The organism is Streptomyces cirratus (assembly GCF_014650775.1).
Classification (GTDB): domain Bacteria; phylum Actinomycetota; class Actinomycetes; order Streptomycetales; family Streptomycetaceae; genus Streptomyces; species Streptomyces cirratus.
Map to the genome: position 1 here is coordinate 1 of NZ_BMVP01000034.1, position 13,471 is coordinate 13,471.

General features: G+C 73.5%; 12 protein-coding genes. 3 read left to right on the forward strand and 9 right to left on the reverse strand.

Annotated features, from left to right (window positions below):
- Positions 1-429: zinc-binding dehydrogenase (locus IE207_RS32615; protein ID WP_190187948.1), on the forward strand; the 429-nt coding region annotated here is incomplete at its 5' end.
- 13 nt (positions 430-442) lie between these two features.
- Here the strand turns inward: IE207_RS32615 and IE207_RS32620 are convergent.
- The 4 genes from IE207_RS32620 to IE207_RS32635 all read right to left on the reverse strand — a co-directional run bounded on the left by IE207_RS32620 (position 443) and on the right by IE207_RS32635 (position 4,775).
- Complete coding sequence (locus IE207_RS32620) at positions 443-1,309, reverse strand: AfsR/SARP family transcriptional regulator (RefSeq protein WP_190187949.1); 867 nt, start codon at positions 1,307-1,309, stop codon at positions 443-445.
- Positions 1,310-1,600: 291 nt separating this feature from the next.
- A complete protein-coding gene (locus IE207_RS32625; RefSeq protein ID WP_190187950.1) occupies positions 1,601-2,536 on the reverse strand; it encodes a DMT family transporter in 936 nt (311 codons plus the stop codon).
- A 74-nt stretch (positions 2,537-2,610) separates the two neighbouring features.
- Complete coding sequence (locus IE207_RS32630) at positions 2,611-3,411, reverse strand: thioesterase II family protein (RefSeq protein ID WP_308433706.1); 801 nt, start codon at positions 3,409-3,411, stop codon at positions 2,611-2,613.
- On the reverse strand, positions 3,408-4,775 hold the full coding sequence (locus IE207_RS32635; protein ID WP_190187951.1) for an AMP-binding protein: 1,368 nt from the start codon (positions 4,773-4,775) through the stop codon (positions 3,408-3,410). Before IE207_RS32635 ends, IE207_RS32630 begins: the two co-directional genes overlap by 4 nt.
- Before the next feature lie 172 nt (positions 4,776-4,947).
- On the opposite strand from IE207_RS32635, the gene IE207_RS32640 reads away from it, so the two are divergent.
- Positions 4,948-5,802, forward strand: coding sequence for an alpha/beta fold hydrolase (locus tag IE207_RS32640; RefSeq protein ID WP_190187952.1), 855 nt, complete (start codon positions 4,948-4,950; stop codon positions 5,800-5,802).
- A gap of 131 nt (positions 5,803-5,933) precedes the next feature.
- Here the strand turns inward: IE207_RS32640 and gdhA are convergent, their stop codons facing one another.
- Positions 5,934-7,289: an NADP-specific glutamate dehydrogenase gene (gene gdhA, locus IE207_RS32645; RefSeq protein ID WP_190187953.1), complete on the reverse strand. Its 1,356-nt coding sequence runs from the start codon at positions 7,287-7,289 to the stop codon at positions 5,934-5,936.
- A gap of 254 nt (positions 7,290-7,543) precedes the next feature.
- Here gdhA and IE207_RS32650 point away from each other — a divergent pair, with 254 nt between their 5' ends.
- Positions 7,544-8,032, forward strand: a complete 489-nt coding sequence (locus IE207_RS32650; protein WP_190187954.1) for an anthrone oxygenase family protein — start codon at positions 7,544-7,546, stop codon at positions 8,030-8,032.
- A gap of 570 nt (positions 8,033-8,602) precedes the next feature.
- On the opposite strand, the gene IE207_RS32655 is transcribed toward IE207_RS32650, so the two are convergent.
- The 4 genes from IE207_RS32655 to IE207_RS32670 form a co-directional block, all read right to left on the reverse strand.
- A complete protein-coding gene (locus IE207_RS32655; RefSeq protein ID WP_190187955.1) occupies positions 8,603-9,862 on the reverse strand; it encodes a ketosynthase chain-length factor in 1,260 nt (419 codons plus the stop codon).
- Complete coding sequence (locus tag IE207_RS32660; protein ID WP_190187956.1) at positions 9,859-11,130, reverse strand: beta-ketoacyl-[acyl-carrier-protein] synthase family protein; 1,272 nt, start codon at positions 11,128-11,130, stop codon at positions 9,859-9,861. The genes IE207_RS32655 and IE207_RS32660 overlap by 4 nt, the downstream gene beginning before the upstream one ends.
- A 255-nt stretch (positions 11,131-11,385) precedes the next feature.
- Positions 11,386-12,294 (reverse strand): methylenetetrahydrofolate reductase [NAD(P)H], encoded by a 909-nt coding sequence (metF, locus tag IE207_RS32665; protein ID WP_190187957.1) that lies wholly within the window; start codon positions 12,292-12,294, stop codon positions 11,386-11,388.
- 73 nt (positions 12,295-12,367) lie between these two features.
- Positions 12,368-13,351, reverse strand: a complete 984-nt coding sequence (locus tag IE207_RS32670) for a carbohydrate kinase family protein (RefSeq protein ID WP_190187958.1) — start codon at positions 13,349-13,351, stop codon at positions 12,368-12,370.
- Between the last annotated feature and the right edge of the window lie 120 nt (positions 13,352-13,471).

Genomic DNA, 13,471 nt, shown 5'->3' on the forward strand with positions numbered 1-13,471 from the left:
ACCGGCGGCGAGGACATCGACATCGTCTTCGAACACCCCGGCCGCGAGACCTTCGGCGCGTCCGTCTACGTCACCCGCAAGGGCGGCACCATCACCACCTGCGCCTCCACCTCCGGCTACATGCACGAGTACGACAACCGCTACCTGTGGATGTCCCTCAAGCGCATCATCGGCTCCCACTTCGCCAACTACCGCGAGGCCTGGGAAGCCAACCGCCTCATCGCCAAGGGCAAGATCCACCCCACCCTGTCGAAGGTGTACTCGCTGGAGGACACCGGCCAGGCCGCCTACGACGTCCACCGCAACCTCCACCAGGGCAAGGTCGGCGTCCTCGCCCTCGCCCCCGAGGAAGGCCTGGGCGTGCGCGACCACGAGATGCGGGCCGAGCACCTGGACGCCCTCAACCGCTTCCGCCCGCAACCGGCTTAGCAGGGAGCCCGGTTCAGCCGACGCGGACGAGCCGTTCATCGGGGTTCTGGACGGCCGTCGCGGACACCGCGGATGCGGCGGGCTGGGCGGACGCGGCTGCGGCGGCGGCCTCCGGGCCGGCCATGAGGATCGAGCGCTGGAGCCTGCGCAGCGCCACGGACGGCTCGATGCCGAGTTCGCGCACCAGGGTGGCGCGCAGCCGCTGGTACACGTCGAGGGCTTCACCCCGGCGCCCGGAGCGGTGCAGGGCGAGCATGAACTGGCCGTGGAGGTTCTCGTGGGTGCGGTAGCGGCTGGCCAGGACGGTCAGTTCGGCGAGCAGCTCGCGATGGCGGCCGAGGCGCAGGTCGGCGTCGATGCGCTGGTCGAGGGCGCACAGCCGGCTCTCCTCCAGGCGGCGGCACTCCATGTCCAGCTGGACGCCGCCCGCGACGTCGGCGAACGCGGGGCCGGACCACAGGGCCAGCGCCTCGCGGAGCAGGCGGGCGGCGCCCGGGTGGTCGCCGGCGTCCATGGCGCGGTAGCCGAGGCCCGCGAGCCGGTCGAACTCGCGGACGTCGCTGGTGCCGCCGTTGCTGTCGAGCAGGTAACCCCCGGGCAGGGTGACGAGGACGTCCTTGGCCGTGCGGGTGCCGTCGCCGCCCCGTTCGAGGGCGGTGGTGATCAGGGCCCGGAGCTGGAGCACGTACGTCTGCAAGGTGGTACGGGCGCTGCGCGGCGGTTCGCCGGCCCACAGCTCCTCGATGAGGGCCGACACGGGCACGACCTGGTCGGCGTGCAGGGCCAGGAGCGCCAGGACCTGCCGCGGCTTGAGGGCGGTCGGCGTGATGGAGACTCCGTGCTCCCGCACCGCCAGTGTGCCAAGTACTTCGATGTCCACGCGTACTCCCCTGTCCGTGGATGAGCCTGCCTCAGTAAAAAACAGGCCCCACGGTTTGTCAATATCAAACCAACTGCGCCGTTTTCATCAGGAGTAACCTCGCAAAACGCGGTCCCGCACTCGACATCCGCCCGTACGGTGCTGCACAACAGCCCCAGCCTGCACAACGATCCGACCTGACGACCACTCAAAAACAGACCACAAGGTCTGTCTTCCGGAGTGCTCCGGACACGAGAAAGGGCGGCGGGACACCCCCGCCGCCCCTCCTCCGGGCACCTCACGCGCCGCCGGTCACGGCCGGTCGGCGGCCTCCTTCGCCGGGGCCGCCACCGGAGCGGGGCGCGCGCCGCGCGTCCGGGAGACCGCGACACCGCCCAGGCAGATCGCACCGCCCAGCAGGGTCAGCCAGCCGGGCACCTCGTCCAGGAGGACCCAGGCGATCAGCACCACCACGGCGGGCACGGCGTACGTGGTCGCGCCCATCTTCCCGGCCGTGGTGCGCGACAGCGCGTACGTCCAGGTGGTGAAGGCCAGGGCGGTCGGGAACAGGCCGAGGTAGACCATGTTGAGCGTGGCGGTCAGCGGCGCCTCGGGCAGCTGCGCGAGCAGCTGCCCGGCGAACGGCAGGGTGACCGCCGTACCGACGAAACAGCCGTACGTGGTCACCTGGAGCGGACTCGCGTGCCGCAGCGCCGGCTTCTGCGAGACCACGCCGGCCCCGTAGGTGAGCGCCGCCAGGAGGCAGAGCAGCACACCGGTCAGGGAGGAGCCGCCGCCCTTGGACGTGGACAGCCCGACGACGGCCGCGCCCGCGAAGGAGACGGCCATCCCCGCCAGCAGCATCGGCGGGAAACCCTCCTTGAGGATCCATCCGCTCAGCAGGGCGATGACGATGGGACCGATGTTGACGACCATCGCCGCGGTGCCGGCGTCGACGCCCTGTTCACCCCAGTTCAGCGCCACCATGTAGAGCCCGAACCACAGCACGCCGGAGGCCAGGATCCCCGGCCAGGCCTGCCGCGAAGGCGGCGGCACCCGCTTGACCAGCAGCACCACGCCGAGTGCGATCGAAGCGGTCAGGAGCCTGCCCAGAGCCAGGGCGCCGGGCCCGAAGTGCTGGGCCGAAGCGCGGATGGAGACGAATGCGGAGGCCCACATGACGACGGTGACTGCAGCCGCTATGAGGGCACGGTGATCGGTTCTGGGAGCGCCAGCCGTTTGATCCATGCGAGCAACGTACCCACGCCCGCCCAGCCTGCCCAGATCATCGCGCCCGATCCGGCCACCCGCGCACCGCCCCGCTACCCGGCCGAACCGGCGCGTGCGGCGGCCGTGAAGGCCGCCAGGTCCTCGATGACGGCCCGGGTCACCGCCTCGCGCTGCTCGTTGAGGTAGAAGTGCCCGCCGGGGAAGGAGCGGAAGGTGAAGGCGCCCTCGGTCAGCTCCCGCCAGGCCATGGCCTCGGGCACGCCCACGCGCGGGTCCGACTCCCCGGTCAGCACGCTCACGGGCGTGCGCAGCGGCGGGCCCGGCTGGTGCCGGTAGGTCTCGACCGCCTTGTAGTCGCCGCGCAGCGCCGGGAGGATCATCTCGCGGAACGCCGGATCGGCCAGCAGCCGGGCGTCGGTCCCGGCCAGTGCGGTCAGCGTCGCGATCAGCGCGTCGTCGCCCCGGAGATGGACGTCCTCCTCCAGTTGCAGGAGCGCCGAGCGGCGGCCGGAGAGGACCAGCCCGAGCGGAGGGGCGCCGGCGCGCTCCAGGCGGCGCGTCAGCTCGTAGCCGACCAGCGCGCCCATGCTGTGCCCGAACACCGTCAAGGGCCGCCCCCGCCAGGGCCGCAGCGCCTCTTCCACGCCGTCGGCCAGGGCGCCGATGCTGCCCGGGACCGGCTCCTCGATGCGCTCCTGGCGCCCGGGGTACTGGGCGATGAGCACCTCTGCGTGGGCGGACAGCGCCGGGGAGAACGGGCGGTAGTAGGCGGCGCTGCCGCCCGCGTGCGGGAGCATCAGCAGGACGGGTGCGTCCGGTGCCGGCGGTCCGGCGTCGAAGCGGCGCAGCCAAAGGCTGCCGGTGGCGCGCGTGGCGCGGTCGAGCCCGTTCACCGACGCTCCCCCGTGAGGCCGTCGGACCCGTCCGTGAGCAGCAGCCGCTTCTGCGGCTTGCCCATGGCGTTGCGCGGCAGCGACGCGACGAAGCGCACCTCGCGGGGGCGCTTGTGCACCGACAGGTGGGAGGCGACGAAGTCGGTGAGTTCGGCGCCGGTGACGCCCTCGGCTACGACGAAGGCCACGATGCGCTGTCCGAGGTCGGTGTCCGGGACGCCGACCACGGCCGCCTCGCTGACTTTGGGGTGGTCGAGCAGGGCGTTCTCGATCTCGCCCGCGCCGATCCGGTAGCCGCCCGACTTGATCATGTCGATGGATGCGCGGCCCACGATGCGGTGGACGCCGTCCTCGTCGACGGCGGCGATGTCACCCGTACGGAACCACCCGTCCTCGGTGTACGAGGCCGCGGTCGCCTCGGGCCGGCCCAGGTACCCGGCGAACAGGGTGGGCCCGGTGAGCTGGAGTTCGCCGATCTCCGCGCCGGGTTCGGCGGCGATACGGGTACGGACGCCGCGCAGCGGGGTGCCGACCGTGCCGGGGCGGACCTCGCCGCCCGCGCGGCCGCTGACGGTGATCAGGGTCTCGGTCATCCCGTACCGCTCGACGGGCCGGTGGCCGGTCAGGGCCTCCAGGTCCCGGAAGACGGGCGCGGGAAGGGCGGCGCTGCCCGACACGAGGAGCCGGGCGCCGGAGAGGGCGGCGGCCGCCCGCGGTTCGGCGGCGACGCGGGACCAGACGGTCGGCACGCCGAAGTACAGGCTCCCGCCGGCCGCGGCGTAGGCCTCGGGGGTGGGCCGGCCGGTGTGCACGAGGCGGCTGCCGGTACGCAGGGCGCCGAGTACGCCGAGGACGAGGCCGTGTACGTGGAAGAGGGGCAGGCCGTGCACGAGGGTGTCCTCGGCGGTCCACTGCCAGGCCTCGGCGAGGGCGTCGAGGTCGGCGGCGATGGCGGCCGCCGTGAGCACCACGCCCTTGGGCGGGCCGGTGGTGCCGGAGGTGTAGAGGATCAGCGCGGGATCGCCGTCGGCCGGGGCGGGGCGTCCCCGGTCGGGGCCCTTGCGGGCGAAGTCGACGTCGATCTCGGCGGCGCCGGAGTCCCGCAGGATGTGCGCGCGTTCGGCGGGGCCGGCGTCGGGCGGCAGCGGAACGAGCGGCACCCCGGCCAGCAGCGCGCCGACGGCGGCGGCGACGGTCTCCAGCGACGCGGTCGCGGTGACGGCGAACGCGGGCGCCCCGGTGTCGGCGGCATCGGCCGCCACCGCCCTGGCGGCGCCCAGCAGTTGCTCGTACGAGCAGACCCGTCCGGCGACGCTGACCGCGTCGGCCCGATCCCCGTACACCCCGTTCAGTGCGGTAAGCACGCGCGACTCCTCGTTAGTGGTCCCCCCAGGCTACGACCCGACCCCGACCCCACACCCCGGAGCCGGCCCCCTCCGGCGTTCGAGGCGTGCGGGGCGGAGTCACGCACAGCAGCAGTGACCGGGCGACCCGACGTGATCTTGCTCGGGAGATCGTTCTGTCGGAAGCTGAGGCATGCAGAATTCACCGACGTTCATATTCGTGCACGGGGCCTTCGCGAACTCGTTCTCGTTCGCTCCGCTACAGGCCGAACTCGCCCTGCACGGGCACCGCTCGCTCGCCGTCGACCTCCCGGGGCACGGTTTCGAGGCCACCTTCCCCGCGGCCTACCAGGCTCCCCAGAACCCGGACGCACTCGCCGCGGAACCGGGCGGCATCAAAGGGGTCACGCTCGCCGACAACGCGGCCCGCGTGATCGAGGTCCTCGAACGGGCCAAGCGGAACGGGCCCACCGTCCTCGTCGCGCACAGCAGGGGCGGCGTCACGGCCACCGCCGTCGCCAACGCCCGGCCCGAGCTGATCGACCGGATCGTCTACGTCTCCGCCTGGTGCCCCGTCGATCTGGCGGTGGGCGACTACTACGCCCAACCGGAGATGGCGGACGTCGACGCCACGGCCTTCGCCTCCACGTTGGTCGGCAACCCGGCCGAACTCGGTCTGCTGCGGGTCAACTTCCGTACCGCCGACCCGGCGGCCCTCGCCGCGTTCAAGGCGGCGTTCGCCGCCGACCTCACCGATGACGAGTTCCGGACCGTCCTGAACACCTTCCAGCCCGACGAGAACCTCGACGTCGGTACGTCCGCCGACCGGGCGCGGGCCGCGACCTGGGGCCGGGTTCCCAAGACCTATGTGCGCCTGGCCGACGACGCCAGCATCCCGCCCGCCGCCCAGGACCGCATGATCCGCGAAGCCGACGCGCTCACCCCCGACAACCCCTTCGAGGTCCGGACGCTCCGGGGGAGCCACCTGAGCTGGCTCGTCCACCCGAAGCCCGCGGCAGAGCTGCTCGCCGACCTCGTGGCGCACTGACACCCGCCCGCCCCGCCCCCCGGATGCCCGGCCGGTCCGGAGGTGCCCGGGGTGGGCGCCCCGGCCGGCCCCGCGCGTCGGACGGCGTCGCGAACGGGCCCGGCCGGGAACTCACGGCCTGCGGGCGAGGGTCAGATCACGCCCTGCGCCAGCATCGCGTCGGCGACCCGCTCGAAGCCGGCGATGTTCGCGCCCGTCACGTAGTCCCCCGGCGCTCCGTACCGTTCGGCGGTCTCGTACGACACGGCGTGGATCGACCGCATGATGCCGGCCAGTTCCTCCTCCACCCGCTCGCGCCCCCACGCCACCCGCCCCGCGTTCTGCGCCATCTCCAGCGCGCTGACCGCGACACCGCCCGCGTTCGCCGCCTTGCCGGGGCCGAACGCGACGCCCGCGTCCTGCAGCACCCGTACCGCCTCCGGCGTCGTCGGCATGTTCGCGCCCTCCGACACCGCCTTGACCCCGCCCGCGACCAGCGTGCGCGCGTCCTGCGCGTCCAGCTCGTTCTGCGTCGCCGACGGGAACGCCACGTCCGCCGGGACCTCCCAGACCCGTCCGCCCTGCACGAAGCGGGCCGAGGACCCGCGCCGGGCGGCGTACTCGCTGATGCGGCCGCGCTCGACCTCCTTGATCTGCTTGAGCAGCGCGAGGTCGATGCCCTTGTCGTCGACGACGTAGCCGGAGGAGTCGGAGGCCGTCAGCGGGTTGGCGCCCAGCTGCTGGAGCTTCTCGATCGTGTAGAGGGCGACGTTGCCGGAGCCCGAGACCACCGCGCTCAGGCCGTCCAGGGACTCGCCCCGCACCGCCAGCATCTCCGCGGCGAACAGCACCGAGCCGTAGCCGGTGGCCTCCGGGCGGATCGCGGAGCCGCCCCAGCCCTGGCCCTTGCCGGTGAGTACGCCGGCCTCCCAGCGGTTGGTGATGCGCCGGTACTGGCCGAACAGGTAGCCGATCTCGCGTCCGCCGACGCCGATGTCACCGGCCGGGACGTCGGTGTGCTCGCCGATGTGACGGGACAGCTCCGTCATGAACGACTGGCAGAAGCGCATGACCTCGGCGTCGGACTTGCCGTGCGGGTCGAAGTCGCTGCCGCCCTTGCCGCCGCCGATACCGAGGCCGGTGAGGGCGTTCTTGAAGATCTGCTCGAAGCCGAGGAACTTCACCACGCCGATGTCCACGGACGGGTGGAAGCGCAGGCCGCCCTTGTACGGGCCGAGCGCGCTGTTGAACTCGACGCGGTAGCCGCGGTTGACCTGCACCCGGCCCCGGTCGTCGGTCCACGGCACGCGGAAGAGGATCTGCCGCTCCGGCTCGGTGATCCGCTCGACCAGCGCCACGGCCGGGTCGGCGTACTCGGGGCGGGCGGCGAACACCGGGGCGAGGCTGTCCAGGACTTCCCGTACCGCCTGGTGGAACTCGGGCTGCGCGGGGTTGCGGCGCTCGATGTCGGCCCGGAGGGCGTCCAGCCTGTCCTTGGGGTCCTTCACGGTGTGTTTCCTCTCGGAGGGTGGCAGGCGGGCGTGCGGGCCCAGGCGGGAGAGTACCGTGCGCCGCCACGACCGGGAGAGGGCTTCCGTCCCCTGGACCGCCCCTACACCGGCCCCAGGAACGATTCCTCGAACCTGCCCTGAGTCCCGCTGGAGCCGTGCGCTCCGGCGTGCGTTCGCCGCCTGCCGCGGTGTGAGGGGCCCGTAGGATCGGCGGGACGCAAGGGGCCGGTCGACCGGGGGAGAGCACCCGTATGGAAATGGCACGTTCGGCGTCACTCGTCGCCGCGACGATCACGATGGGTCTGGTCAGCGGCCTCTTCTACGGCTTCGCCGTGTCGGTGATGCCCGCCCTTCGGCGCACCGACGACCGGACCGTCATCGAGGTGATGCAGCGCATCAACATCGCCATCCTCAACGGCTGGTTCGTCCTCGGTTACATCGGCGCCCTGCTCTTCACCGGCCTCGCGCTGGTCCTGCACGCCCTGTCCGCCCGCGGCGCCGTGCTCGGGCCGCTGGCGGGGGCGTTCGTGTGCTACCTCGTCGCGATGGGTGTCACGGCCCGCGTCAACATCCCGCTGAACAACGCCCTGGACAAGGCCGGTCCGCCCGCCCGGATCGCCGACGCGGCCGCAGTCCGCCGCGGCTTCGAGGGGCCGTGGGTGCGGGCCAACGTCTGGCGCACGCTGCTGTGCACGGCGGCCACCGGCCTGCTCGCCTGGGCGCTGGTCCTGACGCCCTGAGCCGGCCCGCGCGGTGCGCGGCGCGCGGCTCGGGCGTGGACGTGCAGCGGCTTGCCGGCCGGAGCGTGGACGACGTGCCCGCGCTCCACGGCGCCGCCGGTCTCCTCGTATCCGAGGCGGGTGGGGACCAGTCCGGGAACCGGGCGTGATCGCAGGAGAGGACGCGGTCGCCGTCGACGGCCGGGCCGGGCAGCGACCGGCTGCGCGCTAGGCGCGCGAGGGACTCACCCCGGTCGAGGGCGGGAGTCTCCTCTCTCCCACCTTCGTCGAAGTCGCCGGGGTGCGGGGTGGCACGAGGGCCGGCGCATCGCCCTCCCGACGGGCGTGCCCGGGACCCCGCGGTACGCGTCCGCCTCGGCGGCGTCCTCGCCCCCGAAGATCGCCTTCGCGCCGAAGGGCCCGCCGTGGCACGGCGCGTCGGCCGTCTCGCCCGCGGGCAGCAGGGGCCTCCCCGTCGGTACGCGGCCGTAGGGCAGGCAGGTGCCGCCCGGCTCGGCCTTCTCGACGGTCCTCGTGTCCCGGGGCTCCCGGACGGTCTTCGGGGCCCCCGGGTTCGTCACCAGGCGGCCGTCAGGCGGCCCGTACCACCACCGCCGAGTTGAAGCCGCCGCGGCCGCGGGCCAGGACCAGCGCCGTACGCAGCCGGGCGGGCCGGCGCACCTCGGTGACCAGGTCGACCGGGCAGTCGGCGGCCGGGGGGCCCGCGTTGACGGTCGGCGGGACGACCCCGTCCCGCAACGAGAGCAGGGCCGCCGCCAGGTCCAGAGAGGCGCCGCCCGCGGCGAGCCGGCCCGTCATCGTCTTCGGCGCGGCCACGGGCACGCCGTACGCGCCGAACAGCGCGGCGAGGGCCTCGGCCTCCTCCCGGTCGGCGGCGCGCCGTCCGGCGGCGTCGGCGAAGACCACGTCGACGTCGGCGGCCTCCAGCCCGGCGTCCCGCAGGGCGAGCCGGGCGGCGGCGCCCAGGCGCGGGGTGCCGCCCGAGCCGGGAGGCGGGTCGAAGGTGGAGGCGTACCCCGCGACGGCCCCGTAGACGGCGGCGCCCCGCTCGCGTGCGTGGTCCGCGTCCTCCAGGACGAGCAGCGCGCCGCCCTCGCCGGCGACGTGGCCGTCCGCGTCGGCGGAGAACGGCAGGTACGCCCGGCCCGGGTCCTCGGCGGTGCTCAGTTCGCCTCCGGCGAGGTGCGCCGCCCAGCCCCACGGGCACAGGGAGGAGTCCACCCCGCCGGTGACCAGCAGCCGTACGCCGCTCTTGCGGAGCTGGCGGCGGGCGTGGGCGACCGCGTCGAGCCCGCCGGCCTGCTCGGTGACCAGGACGCCGCTGGGGCCGCGCAGCCCGTTCCTGATGGAGATCTGGCCGGTGTTGACGGCGTAGAACCAGGCGAAGGACTGGTAGGCGCTGACGTACTGGCCGCCCTTGCTCCACAGCTCCTGGAGTTCCTTCTGGCCGAACGCGTAGCCGCCCGCGGAGGCCGCCGTGATGACCCCGGCGGAAAAGTCGGGCAGGGCGGACACGTCGACGGCCGCGTCGGCGAGGGCCTCGTCGGCGGCGGTGAGGGCGAGCCGGGTCATGTGGTCGGTCTGGGGCAGCAGCCGGCTCGGGATGTGGTCGGCCGCGTCGAAGCCCGGCACCTCCCCGGCGAGGCGGGCCGGGTACTGCCCGGCGTCGAACCGGCTGACGGGGCGGATGCCGCTCTCGCCGCGCAGCACTGCCCCCCACCACGCTTCGGTGCCCAGGCCGTTCGGCGCGGCCACGCCGATGCCGGTGACGACCGGCGCGGTGGAACCGGTGGCGGGGCGGGCGGTGTCGGGGGCGGGGGCGGTGGTCATGCGGCATCTCCCAGGCGCGGGCGGGTCAGGACGATGGCGCTCTGGAAGCCGCCGAAACCGCTGCCGACGCTGAGCACGGTGTCGGTGCGCTGCTCGCGCGCGACGAGCGGGGTGTAGTCCAGATCGCAGGTGGGGTCGGGGGTGTGCAGGTTCGCGGTGGGCGGGACGGTGTTGTGCTCGATGGCCAGGGCGCAGGCGGCCACTTCCAGGGAGCCGATCGCGCCGAGCGAGTGCCCGATCATCGACTTGATGGAGCTGACGGGCACCTCGTGGGCGCGCTGCCCGAGGCTGCGCTTGAACGCGGCGGTCTCGTGGCGGTCGTTCTGCTTGGTGCCGGAGCCGTGGGCGTTGACGTAGTCGACGGCGCCGGGATCCAGCCGGGCCTCGTCCAGGGCGCTGTCGATGGCGGCGGCCATCTCCGCGCCGTCGGAGCGCAGTCCGGTCATGTGGTACGCGTTGCAGCGGCCGGCGAACCCGGCGATCTCGGCGTAGACGTGGGCGCCGCGGCGGCGGGCGCTCTCCAGCTCCTCCAGGACCAGCACGGCCGAGCCCTCGCCGAGGACGAAGCCGTTGCGGGTGGCGTCGAAGGGCCGCGAGGCGGTCTCCGGGGCGTCGTTGCGCGGCGAGGTCGCCTTGATCGCGTCGAAGCAGGCCACGCTGATCGGGGATATGGGTGCTTCCGTGGCACCGGTGACCATCACGTCTGCGCTGCCTTCGCGGATCAGCTCGGCGGCGTGGCCGATGGAGTCCAGACCCGAGGTGCAGCCGGTGGAGACCATGGAGACGGGTCCTTGGGCGCCGACCCGCCAGGCCACTTCGGCGGCCATCGAGCTGGGGACGAAGTAGTCGAACAGGTGTGGTGCGGCGAGGGTGTGGTCGACCTGCCAGGTGCTCCCGCCGAGGCTCACCGCGTTGTACTGGTCGTCCAGGCCCATGGTGCAGCCGACCGCGCTGCCGAGGGTGACCCCGGTGCCTTCCGGATCGGCGTCGCTCCCGTCCAGCCCGCTGTCGCGCAGCGCCTCGCCGGCTGCGACGAGGGCGAATTGCGCGGCCCGGTCGAGGCGGCGGGCGTCTTCGGCGCGGAAACCGTGGGCGAGGGGGTCGAAGTCGACCTCGGCGGCGATGCGGGAGCGGTACCCGGTGGCGTCGAAGAGGCTGATGGGCCGGGTGGCGGTCTTCCCGGAAGTGAGCAGGGACCAGTACTCCTTGGTGCCCACTCCCCCGGGCGCGACCACGCCGATTCCGGTGATGACGACGCGTCGGCTCATTGGGTGTTCCTTCACGGGTGAGTCCTATGGGTGGTGAGCTTGGCCAGCTCCGCTCGACGGCAGGTCGAGCGCGGGTGGTGGGCGCACGCGGACGGGTCCGTGGCCCCCGCCGCACGGGGGCCACGGACCACTCGCCACGGACCGCTCAGCCGGGACCACTCGCCACGGACCACTCGGCACGGACGCACGGACGCACGGACCACTGGCGACGGACCACTCGCCCCCGACGCGTCGCCCGCCCGGACCCGGCGCCGCTCAGCGCGGCGCGGCGAACTCGGGCCGGCTGGTGCTCGGTGAGCCGAGGATGTTCCGGTGGATCTCGAGGGTCGCCGTGGAGCGGTTGAGGGTGATGTAGTGCAGGCCGGGGGCCCCTTCAGCCAGCAGCCGCTGCGCCATGGCGGTGGCGTAGTCCACGCCGATGCGGTGCCCTTCGTCCGGGTCGTCACGGGCGGCTTCCAGGCGCTGTGCGAGGGACGGCGGGAAAGCGGCGCTGCTCAGTTGTGCGAAGCGCCGGATCTGGCGCACGTCGGTGGCGGGCATGATCTCCGGGATGATCGGGGTGTCACAGCCCGCCGCGGTGACCCGGTCGCGCAGCCGCAGGTAGTCCTCGGCGTGGAAGAACATCTGCGTGACGGCGTAGTCGGCGCCGGCCCGGCACTTGGCCACGAAGTGCCGGATGTCGCTGTCCCAGTCCGGAGAGCGGGGGTGCCGCTCGGGGAAGGCAGCGACGCCGACGCTGAACTCCCCGGACCTCCTGACCAGCGAGACCAGCTCGTGCGCGTGGTGGAAGCCCTCGGGGTGCGCGGTCCAGGGCGCGTTCGGGTCGCCGGGCGGGTCGCCGCGCAGGGCGAGGACGTCGAGGACGCCCACGTCGGCGTACTGGCCGAGGATGTGGCGCAGTTCGGCGACGGAGTGCCCGACGGCGGTGAGGTGGGCGACGGGCCGCAGGGTGGTCTCGGCGGCGATCCGCTTGGTGACCTCGACGGTCCGGTCCCGGGAGGAACCGCCGGCTCCGTAGGTGACCGAGACGAAGGTCGGCGAGAGCGGCTCGATCCGGCGGATCGCGTCCCACAGCACGCGTGAGCCCGCGTCGGTCTTGGGCGGGAAGAACTCGAAGGAGTACGAGGGCCTCCCGCTGCGCAGGATCTCGCGCAGTACGGTCATCTCCGCCCTCCCGCCCGGCCCGGCGCGGCGCCCGTGCCCGCCCCGCTCCTGCTCCCGCTCCTGCGCTTGCCGCTCATGCGCACCCCGCCAGCGCCGGCTCGATCTCCCGCGCCGCCGCGCTGCCGTAGACGCGGTCGATGCGGGACAGCAGGTCGCCGGGGAGCAGCTTGTACTCCTGGGTGCCGACCGATTCGAGGACCACCGTGGCCAGTGCGCAGCCCAGTTGGGCGGCCCGCTCGTACGGCAGGCCCCAGGACACGGCGGCGAGGAAGCCGGCGCGCAGGGCGTCGCCCACGCCGGTCGGGTCGGCCGCGGCGTCGGTGAGGACGGCGGGGACGTCCGTACGTGCGGCGCCGGCCGTCAGGATCGAGACCCCGTCGGCGGCGCGGGTCACGACCCAGGTGCCGACCCGCTCCAGCACCTGCTCCTCGTCCCAGCCGGTGCGTTCGCGCAGCAGTGCGCTCTCGTACTCGTTGGTGAACAGCAGGTGCGCCCCGTCCACCAGCAGCCGGGTCTGCTCGGTGTCGAGCCGGGCGAGCTGCTGCGAGGGGTCGGCGGCGACGGGGATGCCGAGGGCGTGTGCCGCGGCGGTGTGGCGCAGCATCGCGGCGGGGTCGTCGGCGCCCACGAGGACGAGGTCGAGGCCTCCCACCCGCTCGTGGGTCTCGGCGAGGTCGATCTTTCCCGCCTCGGCCATGGCGCCCGCGTAGAAGGTCGCGATCTGGTTCTGGTCGTCGTCCGTGGTGCACACGAAGCGCGCCGTGTGCAGGGTCTCGCTGACGCGGACGGAGGTGGTGTCGACCCCCGCTTCGCCCAGCCGGCCGCCGTACTCGCTGAAGTCGAGGCCCGCGGCCCCGATGAGCAGGGGCCGCAGGCCCAGCCGGCCGAGGCCGACGGTGATGTTGGCCCCGACTCCGCCGTGGCGGACTTCGAGGCGGTCGGCGAGGAACGACAGCGAGACCCGGTCCATCTGTTCACTGATCAGCTGGTCGGCGAAGCGGCCGGGGAAGACCATGAGGTGGTCGGTGGCGATGGAGCCGGCCACGGCGATGCGCACAACGATTCTCCTTGGACTGTGGCGGGGCCAGTTGACGGGGACCGGCGTCTACCGCAGGCCGGCGGCGGCGCGCAGGGCGTCGACGCGGTCGGTGCGCTCCCAGGTGAAGTCCGGCAGCTC